Origin of the sequence: Thioclava sp. FR2 (assembly GCF_051200875.1) — a bacterium.
GTDB lineage: Bacteria > Pseudomonadota > Alphaproteobacteria > Rhodobacterales > Rhodobacteraceae > Pseudotabrizicola.
This window is the reverse complement of the sequence record NZ_CP195191.1, coordinates 3,418,957-3,432,297: the sequence shown is the minus strand read 5'-3', so window position 1 is coordinate 3,432,297 and position 13,341 is coordinate 3,418,957. Positions and strand designations below refer to the sequence as shown.

Sequence of the window (13,341 nt, the reverse complement as noted above, 5' to 3'; positions counted from 1 at the left end):
CGTGGGCAGGTCAGGGACTTACAAAAAAACATTCGTCACAAACGACAACCGGGAGAATCTCCATGACCATGATGAAGCACCTGATGGGCGCAGCCGGTGCGCTGGCCCTGACCGCTGGCGTTGCTGCCGCGGAACCGGCGATCATCTTCGACCTTGGCGGCAAGTTCGACAAATCCTTCAACGAGGCCGCCTATAACGGCGCCGAAAAGTGGGCCAAGGAAACCGGCGGCACCTACAAAGAGCTGGAAATGCAGAACGAAGCTCAGCGTGAGCAGGCTCTGCGCCGTCTGGCCGAAGCAGGTGCAAACCCTGTTGTCATGACCGGCTTTGCCTTTGGTGACGTTCTGAACACCGTCGCCCCGGATTTCCCGAACACCAAATTCGCGATCGTCGACATGGTTGTTGATCAGCCGAACGTCAAATCGGTCGTCTTCACAGAGCACGAAGGGTCGTTCCTTGTCGGCATGATGGCGGCAATGGCATCGAAAACGGGCACCGTTGGCTTCATCGGCGGCATGGACATCCCGCTAATCCGCCGCTTTGGCTGCGGTTACGCACAAGGCGTGAAGGCTGCAAATGCAGATGCAAACGTCATTCTGAACATGACGGGCACCACCCCTGCCGCATGGAATGACCCGGTCAAGGGCGCTGAACTGGCCAAGGGCCAAAAAGCCCAAGGCGCAGACGTGATTTACGCTGCTGCTGGCGGCACGGGCGTTGGCGTTCTGCAGGCTGCTGCCGACGAAGGCATTCTGTCGATCGGCGTCGACTCGAACCAGAACTACATGCATCCGGGCAAGGTTCTGACCTCGATGCTGAAGCGCGTCGACAATGCCGTTTATGAAGCCTTCAAGGAAGCCGAAAACCTGACGCCCGGCATCAACGTAATGAGCCTTGCAAATGACGGCGTCGGCTATGCGATGGACGAGAACAACGCCTCGCTCGTGACCCCGGAAATGCAGGCTGCTGTTGACGCGGCGGCTGCCAAGATCAAGTCGGGTGAGCTGGTCGTTCACGACTACATGTCCGACAACACCTGCCCGGCCGCGACATTCTGATGGTCGCCTCGGCGGAAAACATGGGGCGGCAGGCAACTGCCGCCCCCTTTGCCATCGAACTCAAGGGCGTCTCCAAGGCCTTTGGCCCGGTTCAGGCCAACAAAGACATCAACATTGCCGTGCCCAAAGGCACTATCCACGGCATTATCGGCGAAAACGGCGCGGGGAAATCCACCCTGATGTCAATCCTTTACGGGTTTTACAAAGCCGACGCCGGCCAGATTTTTGTCAGCGGAAAGTTGACCGCCATTCCTGACAGCCAGAGCGCCATTCGCGCCGGTATCGGGATGGTTTTCCAGCATTTCAAGCTGGTTCAGAACTTTACGGTTCTGGAAAACATCATTTTGGGGGCCGAAGAAGGCCAGCTTTTGAACACCTCGCTGACCAAGGCACGCAGGGTGCTGAAAGAACTGGCCGAGGAATATGAACTGGACGTAGATCCCGATGCGTTGATCGAGGATCTTTCGGTCGGCCACCAGCAGCGTGTCGAAATCCTCAAAGCCCTGTATCGTCAGGCCGACATCCTGATCCTAGATGAACCAACCGGCGTGTTGACCCCGGATGAGGCGGATCACCTGTTCCGCATTCTGCGAGGTTTGAAAGATCAGGGAAAAACCGTGATTCTGATCACGCACAAGCTGCGTGAGATCATGGAGGCGACCGACAATGTCAGCGTCATGCGGCGCGGCACAATGGTCGCCACCGTCAAAACGGCCGAAACCAGCCCCGAGCAATTGGCGGAACTGATGGTAGGCCGCAAGGTGTTGCTGGAAGTCGAAAAGAAGCCTGCAATTGTGGGCGACACCATTCTTTCGGTGCAAGATCTACGGGTGCGGGATGAGCATGGGGTTGAGCGCCTGAAAGGCGTAAGCTTCGACATTCGCGCCGGAGAAATTCTGGGCATCGCGGGCGTTGCCGGAAACGGGCAGACCGAGTTGCTGGAAGCCTTGGGCGGGATGATCCGCGCCTCTGGCAAGGTTACGATGAACGGCGCTGATCTGCCGCTTTCGGGCAAGGGTGCTGATGGACAAAGCCGACGGTCGGCCGGCATTGCCCATGTCCCCGAGGACCGCCATCATCACGGGCTGATCCTTGACTTTACCGCTTGGGAAAACGTGGCCTTCGGCTATTTCAACGACCCCAAGTATCAGAAGTCGCGCTTATTCATGAACAATGATGCAATCCGGGCAGACACCGAAAAGAAGATGCAGACCTTTGACGTGCGACCGCCGATTGCGACTTTAGCCGCCAAGAGTTTCTCGGGCGGGAACCAGCAAAAGATCGTCGTGGCGCGGGAAATTGAACGCAACCCGGACCTCTTGTTGATTGGTCAACCGACGCGTGGCGTGGATATCGGCGCAATCGAATTCATCCACAAACAGATTGTCGCGCTGCGTGACCAAGGCAAGGCGATCTTGCTGGTCAGTGTGGAACTTGATGAGATCATGAGCCTGTCAGATCGCATTGCCGTCATGTTTGATGGCAAGCTGATGGGCTTCCGCGATCCGGAAAAGACGAATGAACGTGAACTTGGCTTGATGATGGCCGGGATGACGGGCAAAGGGGAGGTCGCCTGATGGACCGTTTGCCAAAGTGGGCAGATATCGCCCTTGTGCCGCTGATATCCTTGCTGCTTGCTGCGATCATCTCGGCCATCGTGTTGCTGGCGATTGGGCAAAGCCCGTCCGAGGCGCTGAAAGTCATGGTCGATGGCGCGTTGGGTTCAGCCTATGGCTGGGGCTATACGCTGTATTACGCAACCAGTTTCATCTTTACCGGTTTGGCGGTGACGGTCGCTTTTCATGCCAGCCTGTTCAACATCGGCGGCGAAGGTCAGGCCCAACTGGGCGGTCTGGGCGTGGCGGTCGTTTGCCTTGCATTTCCATGGCCGCACTGGACCCTCGCCCTTGTTGCCGCAACTTTGGGCGCGGCGGCCTTTGGTGCTGCATGGGCGGCCGTTCCGGCCTATTTGCAGGCAAAGCGCGGCAGCCACATCGTGATCACAACGATCATGTTCAACTATATAGCAGCAGCGCTTCTGGTTTACCTGCTGGTTGACGTGCTGCGCCCGGCTGGGCAGATGGACCCGGCTTCGGCCCGTTTTGGAGAAGGCGCAAAGCTGCCTGCCCTGAATGACATTCCGGTGTTCAACCTGATCTTCACAAAGGCTGTGCCCGCCAACGTCACGCTGTTCATTGCCTTGGCCATGGCCGTAGTGGTCTGGGCACTTCTGTGGCGAACGCGACTTGGTTACCAAATCCGCGCTTTCGGAAAATCGGAACAAGCCGCGAAATATGCGGGGATCAGCCCGGTACGCATCACCATCATCGCCATGCTGATCTCAGGCGCTTTGGCCGGGATGATGAGCATCAACAACGTGATGGGCGAGGCCGAGCGGCTGTTGCAGAACTCGTCCGAAGGCGCGGGCTTTATCGGGATCGCCGTGGCACTGATGGGGCGCAACCATCCGATCGGGGTTGTTCTGGCAGCTTTGCTGTTTGGGTTCCTGTACCAAGGCGGGGCGGAACTTGGGCTATGGACTTCGATTCCGATTGAAATGCGGATCGTAGTGCAGGGTCTCGTGATCCTGTTCACAGGCGCGCTGGATATGATGGTGCGGATGCTTTTGGTGCGCATCTTCGCGCTGTTCCGGGTGGTCAAATCGGCACAAAGCAACGGGGGGGCTGCGTAATGGATTATGCAACGCTTCTCCAGATGTTGGACACAACTCTGCGCCTTGCAACGCCGCTTTTGCTGGCTTGTCTTGCCGGCCTTTATTCCGAACGCGCCGGTATTTTCGACATCGGGCTGGAAGGCAAAATGTTGGCAGCCGCCATGGCCGCAGGGGCTGTCGCCGCCCTGACAGGCTCAGCTTGGGCCGGATTGTTGGCAGGAATTGGCGCGTCGCTGGTATTCGCCGCGATCCACGGGATTGCGTCAATCACGTTCCGGGGCAACCAGTTGATTTCGGGCGTGGCGCTGAACTTCCTTGCCTCTGGGATTACGGTGCTGATCGCGCAGGCCCTGTTCCGTCAGGGCGGGCGCACGCCACCGTTGACCGGTGATGCCAGGTTCAACCCGATCACGCTCCCCGGTGCCGAGGCGTTGAAAGACATCCCGCTGCTGGGGCCGCTTTATTTTGAGGTGATCTCGGGCCATTCGATCCTTGTCTACCTCGCTTTCCTCGTTGTGCCGCTGACTTGGTGGGTGCTGTTCCGCACGCGCTTTGGTCTGCGTCTGCGCGCTGTAGGGGAAAACCCCGCTGCCGTGGATACGGCGGGTGTTTCGGTCGTGGGCCTTCGCTTTGCGGCTGTGGCGATCACCGGTGTTCTTTGTGGAGTTGCCGGGGCTTATATGGCGACTGCGCTGCAAGCCGGTTTCGGCCGAGAGATGACCGCTGGCCGTGGATACATCGCGCTTGCCGCGTTGATTTTCGCTAAATGGCGTCCAGTTGCGGCGATGTGGGCCTGTCTTTTGTTCGGGTTCTTCCAGGCACTTGCCCTGCGTCCTGACGTGGTTCAAGCCGTTGTACAGGTCAAGATTCCGGTACCTTTCCTTGACGCGCTGCCCTATGTGCTGACCGTTCTGGTGCTGGCAGGCTTTGTCGGGAAGGCCATCCCCCCGCGCGCAGGAGGCGAGCCCTATGTCAAGGAACGCTGAAGCGCTTGCCACAATCCGAGCACGCGCAGGAGAGGAACCGGTCAAACTGGGCCTGATCCTTGGGTCAGGTCTGGGGCATCTGGCCCATGCGGTCGATGGTGTTGCCATTCCCTATGGTGACCTGCCCGGTTTCCCGCATGTCGGCGTATCAGGGCACAATCCTCATTTGCACATTGGAATGCTGGAAGGTGTTCGCGTGGCCGTTTTTGGTGCGCGAGAACATTTCTATGAGAACGGCAATTCTGCTGCGATGCGTCCGGCCATTGAAGTGCTTAAGGATCTTGGGGCGGATCATTTGATTTTGACCAATGCTGCCGGATCAATGCGGCCTGATATTCCGCCGGGCGATCTGATGCTGCTAAGCGATCATATCAACTACAACGGGCGCAACCCGCTGATTGGCGAGCGGACAGATGCCCGCTTTGTTCCGATGACCGACGCCCATGACCCTGACATTCGAAAGGCGCTGAGCGATAGCGCCAAGGCCTGTGGGATCGACCTGAAAGATGGGGTGTATATCTGGTACTCAGGCCCCAGCTTTGAGACACCTGCAGAAATCCGTATGTTGAAACTCTTGGGCGCAGACGCTGTCGGCATGTCGACAGTGCCCGAAGTGATCCTCGCCCGATTCATGGGGCTAAAGGTTGCGGCGATTTCAACCATCACAAACATGGCTGCGGGCATGTCGGACGAGAAGATCAGCCATGAGCATACGAAGGCCATGGCACCCTTGGGTGCGACAAAACTGGAACGCATCCTTCGACATTACTTAAACAGCCTCCGATGAGGCGCATCGCCGTTTGACTTCGTCGACAAAGGGGCGCAACCCTTTGACTCCAACGCCCTTCTACCTCGGGCCCCGCGATGCAGCTTTATCTTCCTATCGCCGAAGTATCGGTCAACGCCTTCCTCCTTCTTGGGATCGGGGGCATCGTTGGCTTCCTGTCTGGACTGTTCGGTGTGGGCGGCGGTTTCCTGATTACACCGCTTCTGTTTTTCATTGGCATCCCACCAGCAATCGCCGTGGCAACCGGTGCAAATCAGGTTGTCGCCTCTTCGATTTCCGGGGTTCTGGCCCAATTGAAACGCAAGGCGGTGGACTTGCGCATGGGGCTGGTCTTGTTGATCGGCGGCCTTATCGGGTCCAGTTCGGGCGTCTGGGTCTTTGCATGGCTGACAGCAAAAGGGCAGGTCGACCTGCTGGTTCAGCTTTCCTATGTGTTCTTTCTGGGGTTCATCGGAATCACGATGTTTCTGGAAAGCGCCCGCGCAATCTTACGCTCAAAGAAAGCGGGGGGCCCGATCCGCAGGGCGCACACCCATAATTGGATTCATGGCCTGCCATTCAAAATGAAGTTCCGCGCGTCGGGGCTGTATATTTCGGTGCTACCGCCGCTTGGCGTTGGGGCATTGGTCGGCTTCCTTGCCGCCATCATGGGCGTCGGGGGCGGATTCATCATGGTTCCCGCAATGATCTATCTGCTTGGCATGCCGACGAAGGTGGTGATTGGCACCTCGCTTTTCCAGATCATCTTCGTGACAGCTTTCACAACGATCATGCACGCGGTCACAGCCAACACCGTCGACATGATGCTGGCCATCCTCTTGATCCTTGGGGGCGTCATTGGGGCCCAGTTCGGCGCGATGTTAAGCGGAAGGCTGAAAGCGGAACAGTTGCGCATTCTGCTCTCGCTTCTGGTTATTTCGGTGTCGGTCAAGATCGCACTGGACCTGTTGCTGCGCCCCGCAGAGCTTTATACGATTGCGCCCGGAGTGCTGCCATGATCCGCGCAGTTCTCCTTTGGCTTTTGCTTGCAGTGCCCGTGATGGCCGAGGAAGCCATCGTGGCGGGTCTGAGCCAAAGCAGGGTCTCGATCACCGCAGATTTCGATGGGTCGGAAATTCTGATCTATGGCGCGGTCAAGCGAGACGAACCTATTCCGAAAAATGCACCGCTGCATGTGATCATCACGGTCGAAGGTCCATCGACTTCATTGAAGGTCCGCAAAAAGGAACGGCGCCTTGGTATTTGGGTCAATACTGATGTCGTTCAGATTGGTAAGGCTCCATCCTTCTATGCAGTTGCCACAACAGGCTTTCTGGACAAGATTCTGACCGCGACCGAGGATCTGCGTCACCAGATCACCATCCCCCGCGCCATTCGGGCGGTTGGTATCAGCGCGCAGGCGAAAGACTCGCCGACCTTTGTCGAAGCGCTGCTGCGGATCCGTGAAAATGAAGGTCAGTACCGGCTAGACGAACGCACTGTCCAACTGACCGAAGCAACGCTTTTCCGAACCGATGTTGCGCTGCCCGCGAACCTTACCGAAGGCATGTACCGCGTTCGAATCTTTCTGACCCGTGACGGCGTTATCGTCGACAACATCGAACGACACATCAATGTCCGCAAGGAAGGTTTAGAACGGTTTCTGACCAACCTGTCGCGCGAGCAGCCGTTCATTTATGGCGTGCTGTCATTGTTGATCGCCGTTGCCGCGGGTTATGGGGCCTCGACCGCATTCCGCCTGATCAAATCCTAAGATCGCGCTTGATCCCCGGCCAAAAAGCGTGGGCTGTTGCTGCACGCAGGACAAAGAGCAGCATCAATGCGGCCCATAACCCGTGATTTCCGGCCATCGGAAGCAGCACAAACAGACTTAGTCCGTATACGGCGACCGAAATTGCCATGCACAGAACCATTGCCCGGCTGGCTGTAGCGCCGATGAAGATGCCGTCATAGATCCAACTGATGATCCCTAGGATTGGGGCCAAGACGACCCACGGCAAAAACTCTCTGGCAAGGCTGCGGACGTCTGGTGCTGTGGTCATTACGTCGATGATTGCTCCGCCTCCAAGCCAGAACACACCGGCAAGCAAGACACTTCCACCAAGTCCCCACCGCATCGAAAGCTGCGTTGCTCGCTCAAGTTCAGACCGTTGCCTTGCCCCAACGGTTTGACCGACAAGCGTCTCGGCGGAAAAGGCAAAACCATCCAGCGCATAGGACATGATGGACAAGAATTGCATCAGGACTTGATTGGCAGCGAGTTCCTCATCTCCCTGCCCCGCCGAGAGAAACAGAAAGGAGGTGAAGGCTGCTTGAAGCAAAACAGTTCGCAACATGATGCCGCCGTTTACAGCCAACATCCGACGCAACGCATCGGCATCACTTATCCGCTGAATTGCCTGCGTCCAAAGGCCTATGATCGCATCTCGACAAAGCCAAAGCCCAATGCCAAGACCAGTCCATTCGGCAATGAGCGTAGCACTTGCGACACCAGCAACCCCGCCGCCAAGCCCCAAGACAAAGACGACATCCAAGAAGGCATTAAGCCCACTGATCGACAGCTGAAGGAAAAGAATACTTCTGGTCCGTTCAACAGCGATCAGCCAGCCATTAACCGCATAAAGCGCAATGGTCGCAGGCGCCCCCCAAATACGGATCGACAGATACTCGCGCGCCAAAGTCTCGACAGTGTCTGAAGCCGGGGCAAGCAGGAAGGCCCCCCAGATTATAATGACCTGCGCCAGAATGATCAGCGCGCCCGCGCCAAGTCCGATCAGCAGAGCACGAAACAGGATCGCTGCCCGTTCGCTCTCATTGCCCGCGCCATGCGCCTGCGCCGCAAGGCCTGTCGTTCCCATCCTGAGAAAGCCGAAAATCCAATAAATGGAAGAAAGGATAATCGCACCAAGACCGACCGCGCCAATGGGGGCCGCCGCTCCCATTTGTCCTACAACCGCAGTATCGACCGCACCCAGTAACGGGATCGAAGCATTGGAAAGAATGATAGGCCAACTGATCGCCCAGATGCGACGATTCGTGACTGCCGTCATTCGGCCGTTGCACCTGGCGACGTCGGCATCAGGAAGTGACCCGTTGCCTGCGCGAAAAGGCGCGCCCGATTGTCTTGCCAAGCCTCGACATGAACACTGGCGTAACGGCGCCCGGACCTGTTAATCCGCGCCCGCGCATAGGCATCCCGGGGCAGACCAGAGCGCAGATAATCAACGGTGAAGTCAATCGTTTTGGGAAACCTGATCGCCCCCAAACCGGCATTCAAGTCGATGTGGCCGGCCTCCATATCTTCCCATAGCCCCGACCAAGACAATTCGATTACCGCTGCGACTTCCAGAAATGCCGCCGTTACTCCGCCATGCAAGGCCGGCAGAAGCGGGTTGCCAATCAGTTTTTCGTCAAACGGCAGAATGGCAGTCAACTCATCTCCGCGGCGTTCGAACTGAATACCCAGATAGGCGATATAGGGCACACCGGTGACCAACGCATTCAGGGCAGCATCTCGGCGCTGTTTGACAACTTGAACCGGCTCGGGACGTTTCTTGATCATTTGGATTTTCCGCTTGTGCCATCCACCGTAAAGGCACCATTGGCCGCGGCGACTGGCCGGGTCTCGTCCTCATCGGTTGCGGTCACCCGCACAAACGCCACGGAACGGGTCACATGATAGCATTCCGCGCGCGCTGTGATCGCTTGTCCCGGCGTGGCGGCCCGGAAATAATCAATCCGCAAATCAAGCGTCGCCGTCGCGCCGGGGGCAGAGGGGTGACACATGACCGCCGCACCCGAGGCTGTATCCATAAGCGCCGAGACCGCGCCGCCATGGATCACGCCCGTTGCGGGATCACCAATGAAACGGGGGTCATAAGGCATGGTGATGGCTGCCTTGCCATCCCCGAGGCTTTCGAAGGTCATGCCAAGAGCCCGCGCATGCGGGATGGCTTCGATGAACTGGCGGGCTATTCGGATCAGATCGGTCATGGAATTCCTCTGGCCCATATTCGCGCCCTATTCCGACTTAGCAAGGGCTCGCAGACATGTTGCGCGAAATTGGTTCACCGCTTAGTTTGATTTCCGGAGGACCGTGATGCCCGATACAAGTCGTCTTAGTTTCAAGGAAATGTGCGTTAAGTTCGACGTCACACCGCGCACATTGCGCTATTACGAATACATAGAGCTCTTGTCCCCGGAAAAGGAAGGCCGCGCCCGGTTTTACGGATCGCGAGAGGTTGCGCGGATGACGCTTATTCTGCGTGGTCGGCGTTTTGGCTTTTCGCTTGAAGAAATTCGTCAGTGGCTGCTGATCTATCGTCAGAAAGGCACCCAAGAACAGTTGGAGACTTTCTTGGGTATGGCGGACCGCCAGCTTGGGGAACTTGAAAAGCAGCGGGCTGAACTGGATTCAACCATTGAAGATCTGAAAGCCCTGCGGGCAACTACGGTTGACGAGATATCGAAACTTTCGTGACCCAGGGTCATTTTGGAATATTCTTCGCCTTCCGACACGTCAGCCACATCCGTGACGTGACGTTACGCTGACGTAAACGTAAAGCACTCTGGTAAGACTCAGTCATCGAGATCATCTGCTCCACAGTTTGATCCCTGTGCCATCAGAGTATGCCTATGCCGAACGACGTGATGACGATCCGCCAGATGTGTGATGCTTTTGACGTCACGCCCCGGACCTTGCGGTTTTACGAATCCAAGGAATTGCTTTCGCCCATCCGCGAAGGATCGCGCCGGCTGTTTACCAAGCGTGATCGGGCGCGTCTGAAGCTGATCCTGCGTGGCAAGCGTTTTGGATTTAGCCTCGAAGATATTCGTCAGGTTCTGGATCTGTACGAGCGCGACGGGTCGAACGCCATGCAAGCGATCCGAACCTATGATCTGGCCAAAGAGCGACTGATCCAGATGGAGTCCCAAAGGGCCGAGTTGGATGTCGCAATTAAGGAATTGAAAGCCGAACTCGCAGAGGGTGAGCGGATGATCGCCGCTCTGCGTCAGGCTGCCGAATAAGACCGTTTCCGAAGGGAGAGAGACGATGCCCACCTACACCGCCCCCGCCAAAGACATGCAATTCCTGCTGCATGACGTCTTGAAGGTTTCCGCCTCTGATGTGCCGGGCTATGCCGATCTGGACGAAGGTTTCACTTCAGCCGTTCTTGAAGAAGCGGGCAAGGTCGCCTCGGATGTGCTCGCCCCTCTGAATGCCGTTGGCGACAAAGAAGGCTGCCATCTGGAAAATGGTGTTGTTCGCACCCCCAAAGGATTTGACGCGGCCTTCAAGGCGATGAAAGAGGGGGGCTGGACCGCGCTTGACTGTGATCCGGAATATGGCGGTCAGGGCCTGCCCTATCTGATGGGCACCGCGGTGGGTGAGATTTTCGTCTCGGCCAATATGGCCTTCAACATGTATCAGGGCCTGACCCACGGAGCGTATTCAGCAATCCATGCACATGGCACGGCCGAGCAAAAGGCCAAGTATCTGCCAAAGATGGTTAGCTGCGACTGGACCGGCACCATGAACCTGACCGAGCCGCATTGCGGTACAGATCTGGGTCTGATGCGGACCAAGGCCGAACCGCAGGCCGATGGCAGCTACAAGATCACTGGCCAAAAGATCTTCATCTCTGCCGGCGAACATGACCTGGCCGAAAACATTATCCACTTGGTCCTTGCCAAAGCTCCGGGTGGCGGTGAAGGCACCAAGGGAATCTCGCTTTTCATCGTGCCAAAGTTCCTTGTGAACGAGGATGGCTCGCTTGGCGCGCGCAACAGCCTGTCCTGCGGCAAGATCGAAGAGAAAATGGGCATCCACGGCAATGCCACCTGCGTCATGAACTATGACGGCGCCACCGGCTGGCTGTTGGGGGATCTGCACAAGGGCATGCGGGCCATGTTCACCATGATGAACGAAGCCCGCCTCGGCGTTGGCCTACAAGGCTATGCGCAGGCCGAAGCCGCCTATCAGAACGCGCTTGCCTACGCCAAGGACCGCCTGCAGGGCCGCGCAATTACCGGCGTTGAAAATCCAGATGGCCCGGCCGATCCGCTGATCGTTCACCCCGATATCCGCCGCAACCTTATGGATCAGAAAAGCTTTGTCGAAGGTGCCCGCGCCTTGACCTTCTGGGCGGCCCATCTGATCGACCGGTCGGTCCGCCAGAACGACGCTGCCGCTGAAGGCCTAGTCAGCCTGATGATCCCGGTGATCAAGGGCTTCCAGACCGACAAAGGCTTTGACATGGCCGTTCAGGCCCAGCAGGTCTATGGCGGCCACGGCTATATCGAAGAATGGGGCATGTCCCAGTTCGCCCGCGACGCCCGGATCGCCATGATATACGAAGGCGCCAACGGCGTTCAGGCGCTTGACCTTGTCGGCCGCAAACTGGCACAGGACGGCGGCAAGCATGTCATGGCCTTCTTCGAAATGGTCAAGGCCGAATGCAAGGCCCATGACGGCGACGACCGGATGAAGGGCTTTACCGATGCTTTGAAAGTGGCGTCGAAGCAGCTTCAGCAGGCCGGCATGTTCTTTATGCAGCAGGGCATGAAGAACCCCAATGCCGCACTGTCGGGCAGCTATGACTTCATGCATCTGATGGGCCATGTTTGCCTTGGCCTGATGTGGACCCGCATGGCCAAGGCCTCCTACGCGGCGTTGGACGCAGGAGCCGCGGACAAGGACTTCTATCAGACCAAGATCGCAACGGGCCGCTACTACATGGCGCGCCAACTGCCCGCCTGTGCCATGCACCTCGCGCGCATCGAAACCGGCGCCGATCCAGTCATGGCGCTGGCCGCCGAAGCGTTCTAAGCTGCCGGCAACCGGGGCGCGAACACCCGCGCCCCAAAAGCCGGAGACTGCCCGATGCCTAAACGCTTTCGCCTTACCCGCCGTTTTCCGGTCGCCATGACCGAGGACGGCTACCGCCGATTAAAGCGGTTCGCAGGTGAAGCCGGTTTAGATGAGGGAGAAGCCCTGTCATTCCTGTTCGAACATTTCGACAGCGTGACGGACAAGGACAATCTGATCCACAGGCTCAGGCTGTTCAACTCGGAACTGGATGATCGCAAACGCTGAGCGTCGGCTTTCATCTGTTCCCAAATATCTTCCGGGGATCCGGAGATGGAAAACCCCCGGCGCAAGCCACCGGGGAAAAGGGGAGAGAGGAAGAGATGACAGCTCGTCTCTATTGCTTTGGCGAAAGCGGCAATGCCTATAAGTGTGCGCTGGCCTTGGCACTGACCGGCAGCGATTGGCAGCCGGAATTTGTTGATTTCTTCAACGGCGCGGCCCGCAGCCCGGAATTCCGCGCCATCAACGAAATGGGCGAAGTGCCCGTTTTAATCGACGGCGATGTGACGCTGTCGCAATCTGGTCTTATCCTGACCCATATCGCCGAAAAATCCGGGAAACTTGGTGGCTCGTCTGAGGCAGATCGGCGCGAGATCCTGCGCTGGATTCTTTGGGACAATCACAAGCTTTCCACCCAGATCGGCACCACGCGCTTTCTTCAAAACTTCTTGCCGGAAGAAAAGCGCCCAGTTGGGGTCGTCCCCTTCCTGCAAGGCCGACTGAAAGCCGCCTACAAGGTGCTGAACGATCATCTGGATGGACGTGACTGGGTTGTGGGCAACGGCCCTACCGTCGCGGACCTGTCTTGCTGCGGGTACCTCTACTATCCCGAACCCTTCGGCTTTGACCGCGCCGACTGGCCCCATATCGACGCCTGGCTCAACCGCATTGCGGCCCTGCCCGGCTGGAAACAACCGTACGAATTGATGCCCGGCAATCCCTCGGATCGGGCGTGAAGGAGAAGA

15 protein-coding genes are annotated in these 13,341 nt (G+C 57.7%); 12 read left to right on the top strand and 3 right to left on the bottom strand.

Going from position 1 to position 13,341, the window contains the following annotated elements; genetic code table 11:
- The first annotated feature begins 62 nt into the window (after positions 1 to 62).
- The 7 genes from ACSBLW_RS16575 (at position 63) to ACSBLW_RS16545 (ending at position 7,258) form a co-directional block, all read left to right on the top strand.
- Positions 63 to 1,058, top strand: a complete 996-nt coding sequence (locus ACSBLW_RS16575) for a BMP family lipoprotein (RefSeq protein WP_435257702.1) — start codon at positions 63 to 65, stop codon at positions 1,056 to 1,058.
- On the top strand, positions 1,058 to 2,635 hold the full coding sequence (locus ACSBLW_RS16570; protein ID WP_435257701.1) for an ABC transporter ATP-binding protein: 1,578 nt from the start codon (positions 1,058 to 1,060) through the stop codon (positions 2,633 to 2,635). Before ACSBLW_RS16575 ends, ACSBLW_RS16570 begins: the two co-directional genes overlap by 1 nt.
- On the top strand, positions 2,635 to 3,750 hold the full coding sequence (locus tag ACSBLW_RS16565; RefSeq protein WP_435257700.1) for an ABC transporter permease: 1,116 nt from the start codon (positions 2,635 to 2,637) through the stop codon (positions 3,748 to 3,750). The genes ACSBLW_RS16570 and ACSBLW_RS16565 overlap by 1 nt, the downstream gene beginning before the upstream one ends.
- Positions 3,750 to 4,718 (top strand): ABC transporter permease, encoded by a 969-nt coding sequence (locus ACSBLW_RS16560; RefSeq protein WP_435257699.1) that lies wholly within the window; start codon positions 3,750 to 3,752, stop codon positions 4,716 to 4,718. The genes ACSBLW_RS16565 and ACSBLW_RS16560 overlap by 1 nt, the downstream gene beginning before the upstream one ends.
- Entirely contained in the window at positions 4,702 to 5,505 is an 804-nt protein-coding gene (locus tag ACSBLW_RS16555) for a purine-nucleoside phosphorylase (RefSeq protein ID WP_435257698.1), read from the top strand. The genes ACSBLW_RS16560 and ACSBLW_RS16555 overlap by 17 nt, the downstream gene beginning before the upstream one ends.
- Before the next feature lie 77 nt (positions 5,506 to 5,582).
- Entirely contained in the window at positions 5,583 to 6,503 is a 921-nt protein-coding gene (locus ACSBLW_RS16550; RefSeq protein WP_435257697.1) for a sulfite exporter TauE/SafE family protein, read from the top strand.
- A complete protein-coding gene (locus tag ACSBLW_RS16545; RefSeq protein ID WP_435257696.1) occupies positions 6,500 to 7,258 on the top strand; it encodes a TIGR02186 family protein in 759 nt (252 codons plus the stop codon). Before ACSBLW_RS16550 ends, ACSBLW_RS16545 begins: the two co-directional genes overlap by 4 nt.
- Here ACSBLW_RS16545 and ACSBLW_RS16540 read toward each other — a convergent pair.
- From ACSBLW_RS16540 to ACSBLW_RS16530, 3 genes are read right to left on the bottom strand one after another with little or no spacing between them, the layout of a single operon-like run.
- Entirely contained in the window at positions 7,248 to 8,555 is a 1,308-nt protein-coding gene (locus tag ACSBLW_RS16540; RefSeq protein ID WP_435257695.1) for an MATE family efflux transporter, read from the bottom strand. The two genes, ACSBLW_RS16545 and ACSBLW_RS16540, sit on opposite strands and share 11 nt — an antisense overlap.
- The gene (locus ACSBLW_RS16535) at positions 8,552 to 9,067 is read right to left on the bottom strand and encodes a PaaI family thioesterase (RefSeq protein WP_435257694.1); all 516 of its coding nucleotides are present in this window, start codon (positions 9,065 to 9,067) and stop codon (positions 8,552 to 8,554) included. The genes ACSBLW_RS16540 and ACSBLW_RS16535 overlap by 4 nt, the downstream gene beginning before the upstream one ends.
- Positions 9,064 to 9,498: a PaaI family thioesterase gene (locus ACSBLW_RS16530; protein ID WP_435257693.1), complete on the bottom strand. Its 435-nt coding sequence runs from the start codon at positions 9,496 to 9,498 to the stop codon at positions 9,064 to 9,066. The genes ACSBLW_RS16535 and ACSBLW_RS16530 overlap by 4 nt, the downstream gene beginning before the upstream one ends.
- A gap of 106 nt (positions 9,499 to 9,604) precedes the next feature.
- On the opposite strand from ACSBLW_RS16530, the gene ACSBLW_RS16525 reads away from it, so the two are divergent.
- The 5 genes from ACSBLW_RS16525 (at position 9,605) to ACSBLW_RS16505 (ending at position 13,332) form a co-directional block, all read left to right on the top strand.
- Positions 9,605 to 9,985, top strand: a complete 381-nt coding sequence (locus tag ACSBLW_RS16525) for a MerR family transcriptional regulator (protein WP_435257692.1) — start codon at positions 9,605 to 9,607, stop codon at positions 9,983 to 9,985.
- A 155-nt stretch (positions 9,986 to 10,140) separates the two neighbouring features.
- A complete protein-coding gene (locus tag ACSBLW_RS16520; RefSeq protein WP_435257691.1) occupies positions 10,141 to 10,533 on the top strand; it encodes a MerR family transcriptional regulator in 393 nt (130 codons plus the stop codon).
- Between the two features lie 25 nt (positions 10,534 to 10,558).
- Positions 10,559 to 12,334 (top strand): acyl-CoA dehydrogenase C-terminal domain-containing protein, encoded by a 1,776-nt coding sequence (locus ACSBLW_RS16515; protein WP_435257690.1) that lies wholly within the window; start codon positions 10,559 to 10,561, stop codon positions 12,332 to 12,334.
- Positions 12,335 to 12,388: 54 nt separating this feature from the next.
- Positions 12,389 to 12,601 (top strand): hypothetical protein, encoded by a 213-nt coding sequence (locus ACSBLW_RS16510; protein WP_435257689.1) that lies wholly within the window; start codon positions 12,389 to 12,391, stop codon positions 12,599 to 12,601.
- Positions 12,602 to 12,696: 95 nt separating this feature from the next.
- Positions 12,697 to 13,332, top strand: a complete 636-nt coding sequence (locus ACSBLW_RS16505) for a glutathione S-transferase family protein (protein WP_435257688.1) — start codon at positions 12,697 to 12,699, stop codon at positions 13,330 to 13,332.
- Positions 13,333 to 13,341: the final 9 nt, after the last annotated feature.

Bases quoted from the DNA above. Each gene is read 5' to 3' on its own strand.
- ACSBLW_RS16545 (WP_435257696.1), top strand. From the start codon at position 6,500: ATGATCCGCGCAGTTCTCCTTTGGCTTTTGCTTGCAGTGCCCGTGATG.
- ACSBLW_RS16565 (WP_435257700.1), top strand. From the start codon at position 2,635: ATGGACCGTTTGCCAAAGTGGGCAGATATCGCCCTTGTGCCGCTGATA.
- ACSBLW_RS16525 (WP_435257692.1), top strand. From the start codon at position 9,605: ATGCCCGATACAAGTCGTCTTAGTTTCAAGGAAATGTGCGTTAAGTTC.
- ACSBLW_RS16575 (WP_435257702.1), top strand. From the start codon at position 63: ATGACCATGATGAAGCACCTGATGGGCGCAGCCGGTGCGCTGGCCCTG.
- ACSBLW_RS16540 (WP_435257695.1), bottom strand. From the start codon at position 8,555: ATGACGGCAGTCACGAATCGTCGCATCTGGGCGATCAGTTGGCCTATC.
- ACSBLW_RS16535 (WP_435257694.1), bottom strand. From the start codon at position 9,067: ATGATCAAGAAACGTCCCGAGCCGGTTCAAGTTGTCAAACAGCGCCGA.
- ACSBLW_RS16550 (WP_435257697.1), top strand. From the start codon at position 5,583: ATGCAGCTTTATCTTCCTATCGCCGAAGTATCGGTCAACGCCTTCCTC.
- ACSBLW_RS16510 (WP_435257689.1), top strand. From the start codon at position 12,389: ATGCCTAAACGCTTTCGCCTTACCCGCCGTTTTCCGGTCGCCATGACC.
- ACSBLW_RS16570 (WP_435257701.1), top strand. From the start codon at position 1,058: ATGGTCGCCTCGGCGGAAAACATGGGGCGGCAGGCAACTGCCGCCCCC.
- ACSBLW_RS16555 (WP_435257698.1), top strand. From the start codon at position 4,702: ATGTCAAGGAACGCTGAAGCGCTTGCCACAATCCGAGCACGCGCAGGA.
- ACSBLW_RS16560 (WP_435257699.1), top strand. From the start codon at position 3,750: ATGGATTATGCAACGCTTCTCCAGATGTTGGACACAACTCTGCGCCTT.
- ACSBLW_RS16505 (WP_435257688.1), top strand. From the start codon at position 12,697: ATGACAGCTCGTCTCTATTGCTTTGGCGAAAGCGGCAATGCCTATAAG.
- ACSBLW_RS16520 (WP_435257691.1), top strand. From the start codon at position 10,141: ATGCCGAACGACGTGATGACGATCCGCCAGATGTGTGATGCTTTTGAC.
- ACSBLW_RS16530 (WP_435257693.1), bottom strand. From the start codon at position 9,498: ATGACCGATCTGATCCGAATAGCCCGCCAGTTCATCGAAGCCATCCCG.
- ACSBLW_RS16515 (WP_435257690.1), top strand. From the start codon at position 10,559: ATGCCCACCTACACCGCCCCCGCCAAAGACATGCAATTCCTGCTGCAT.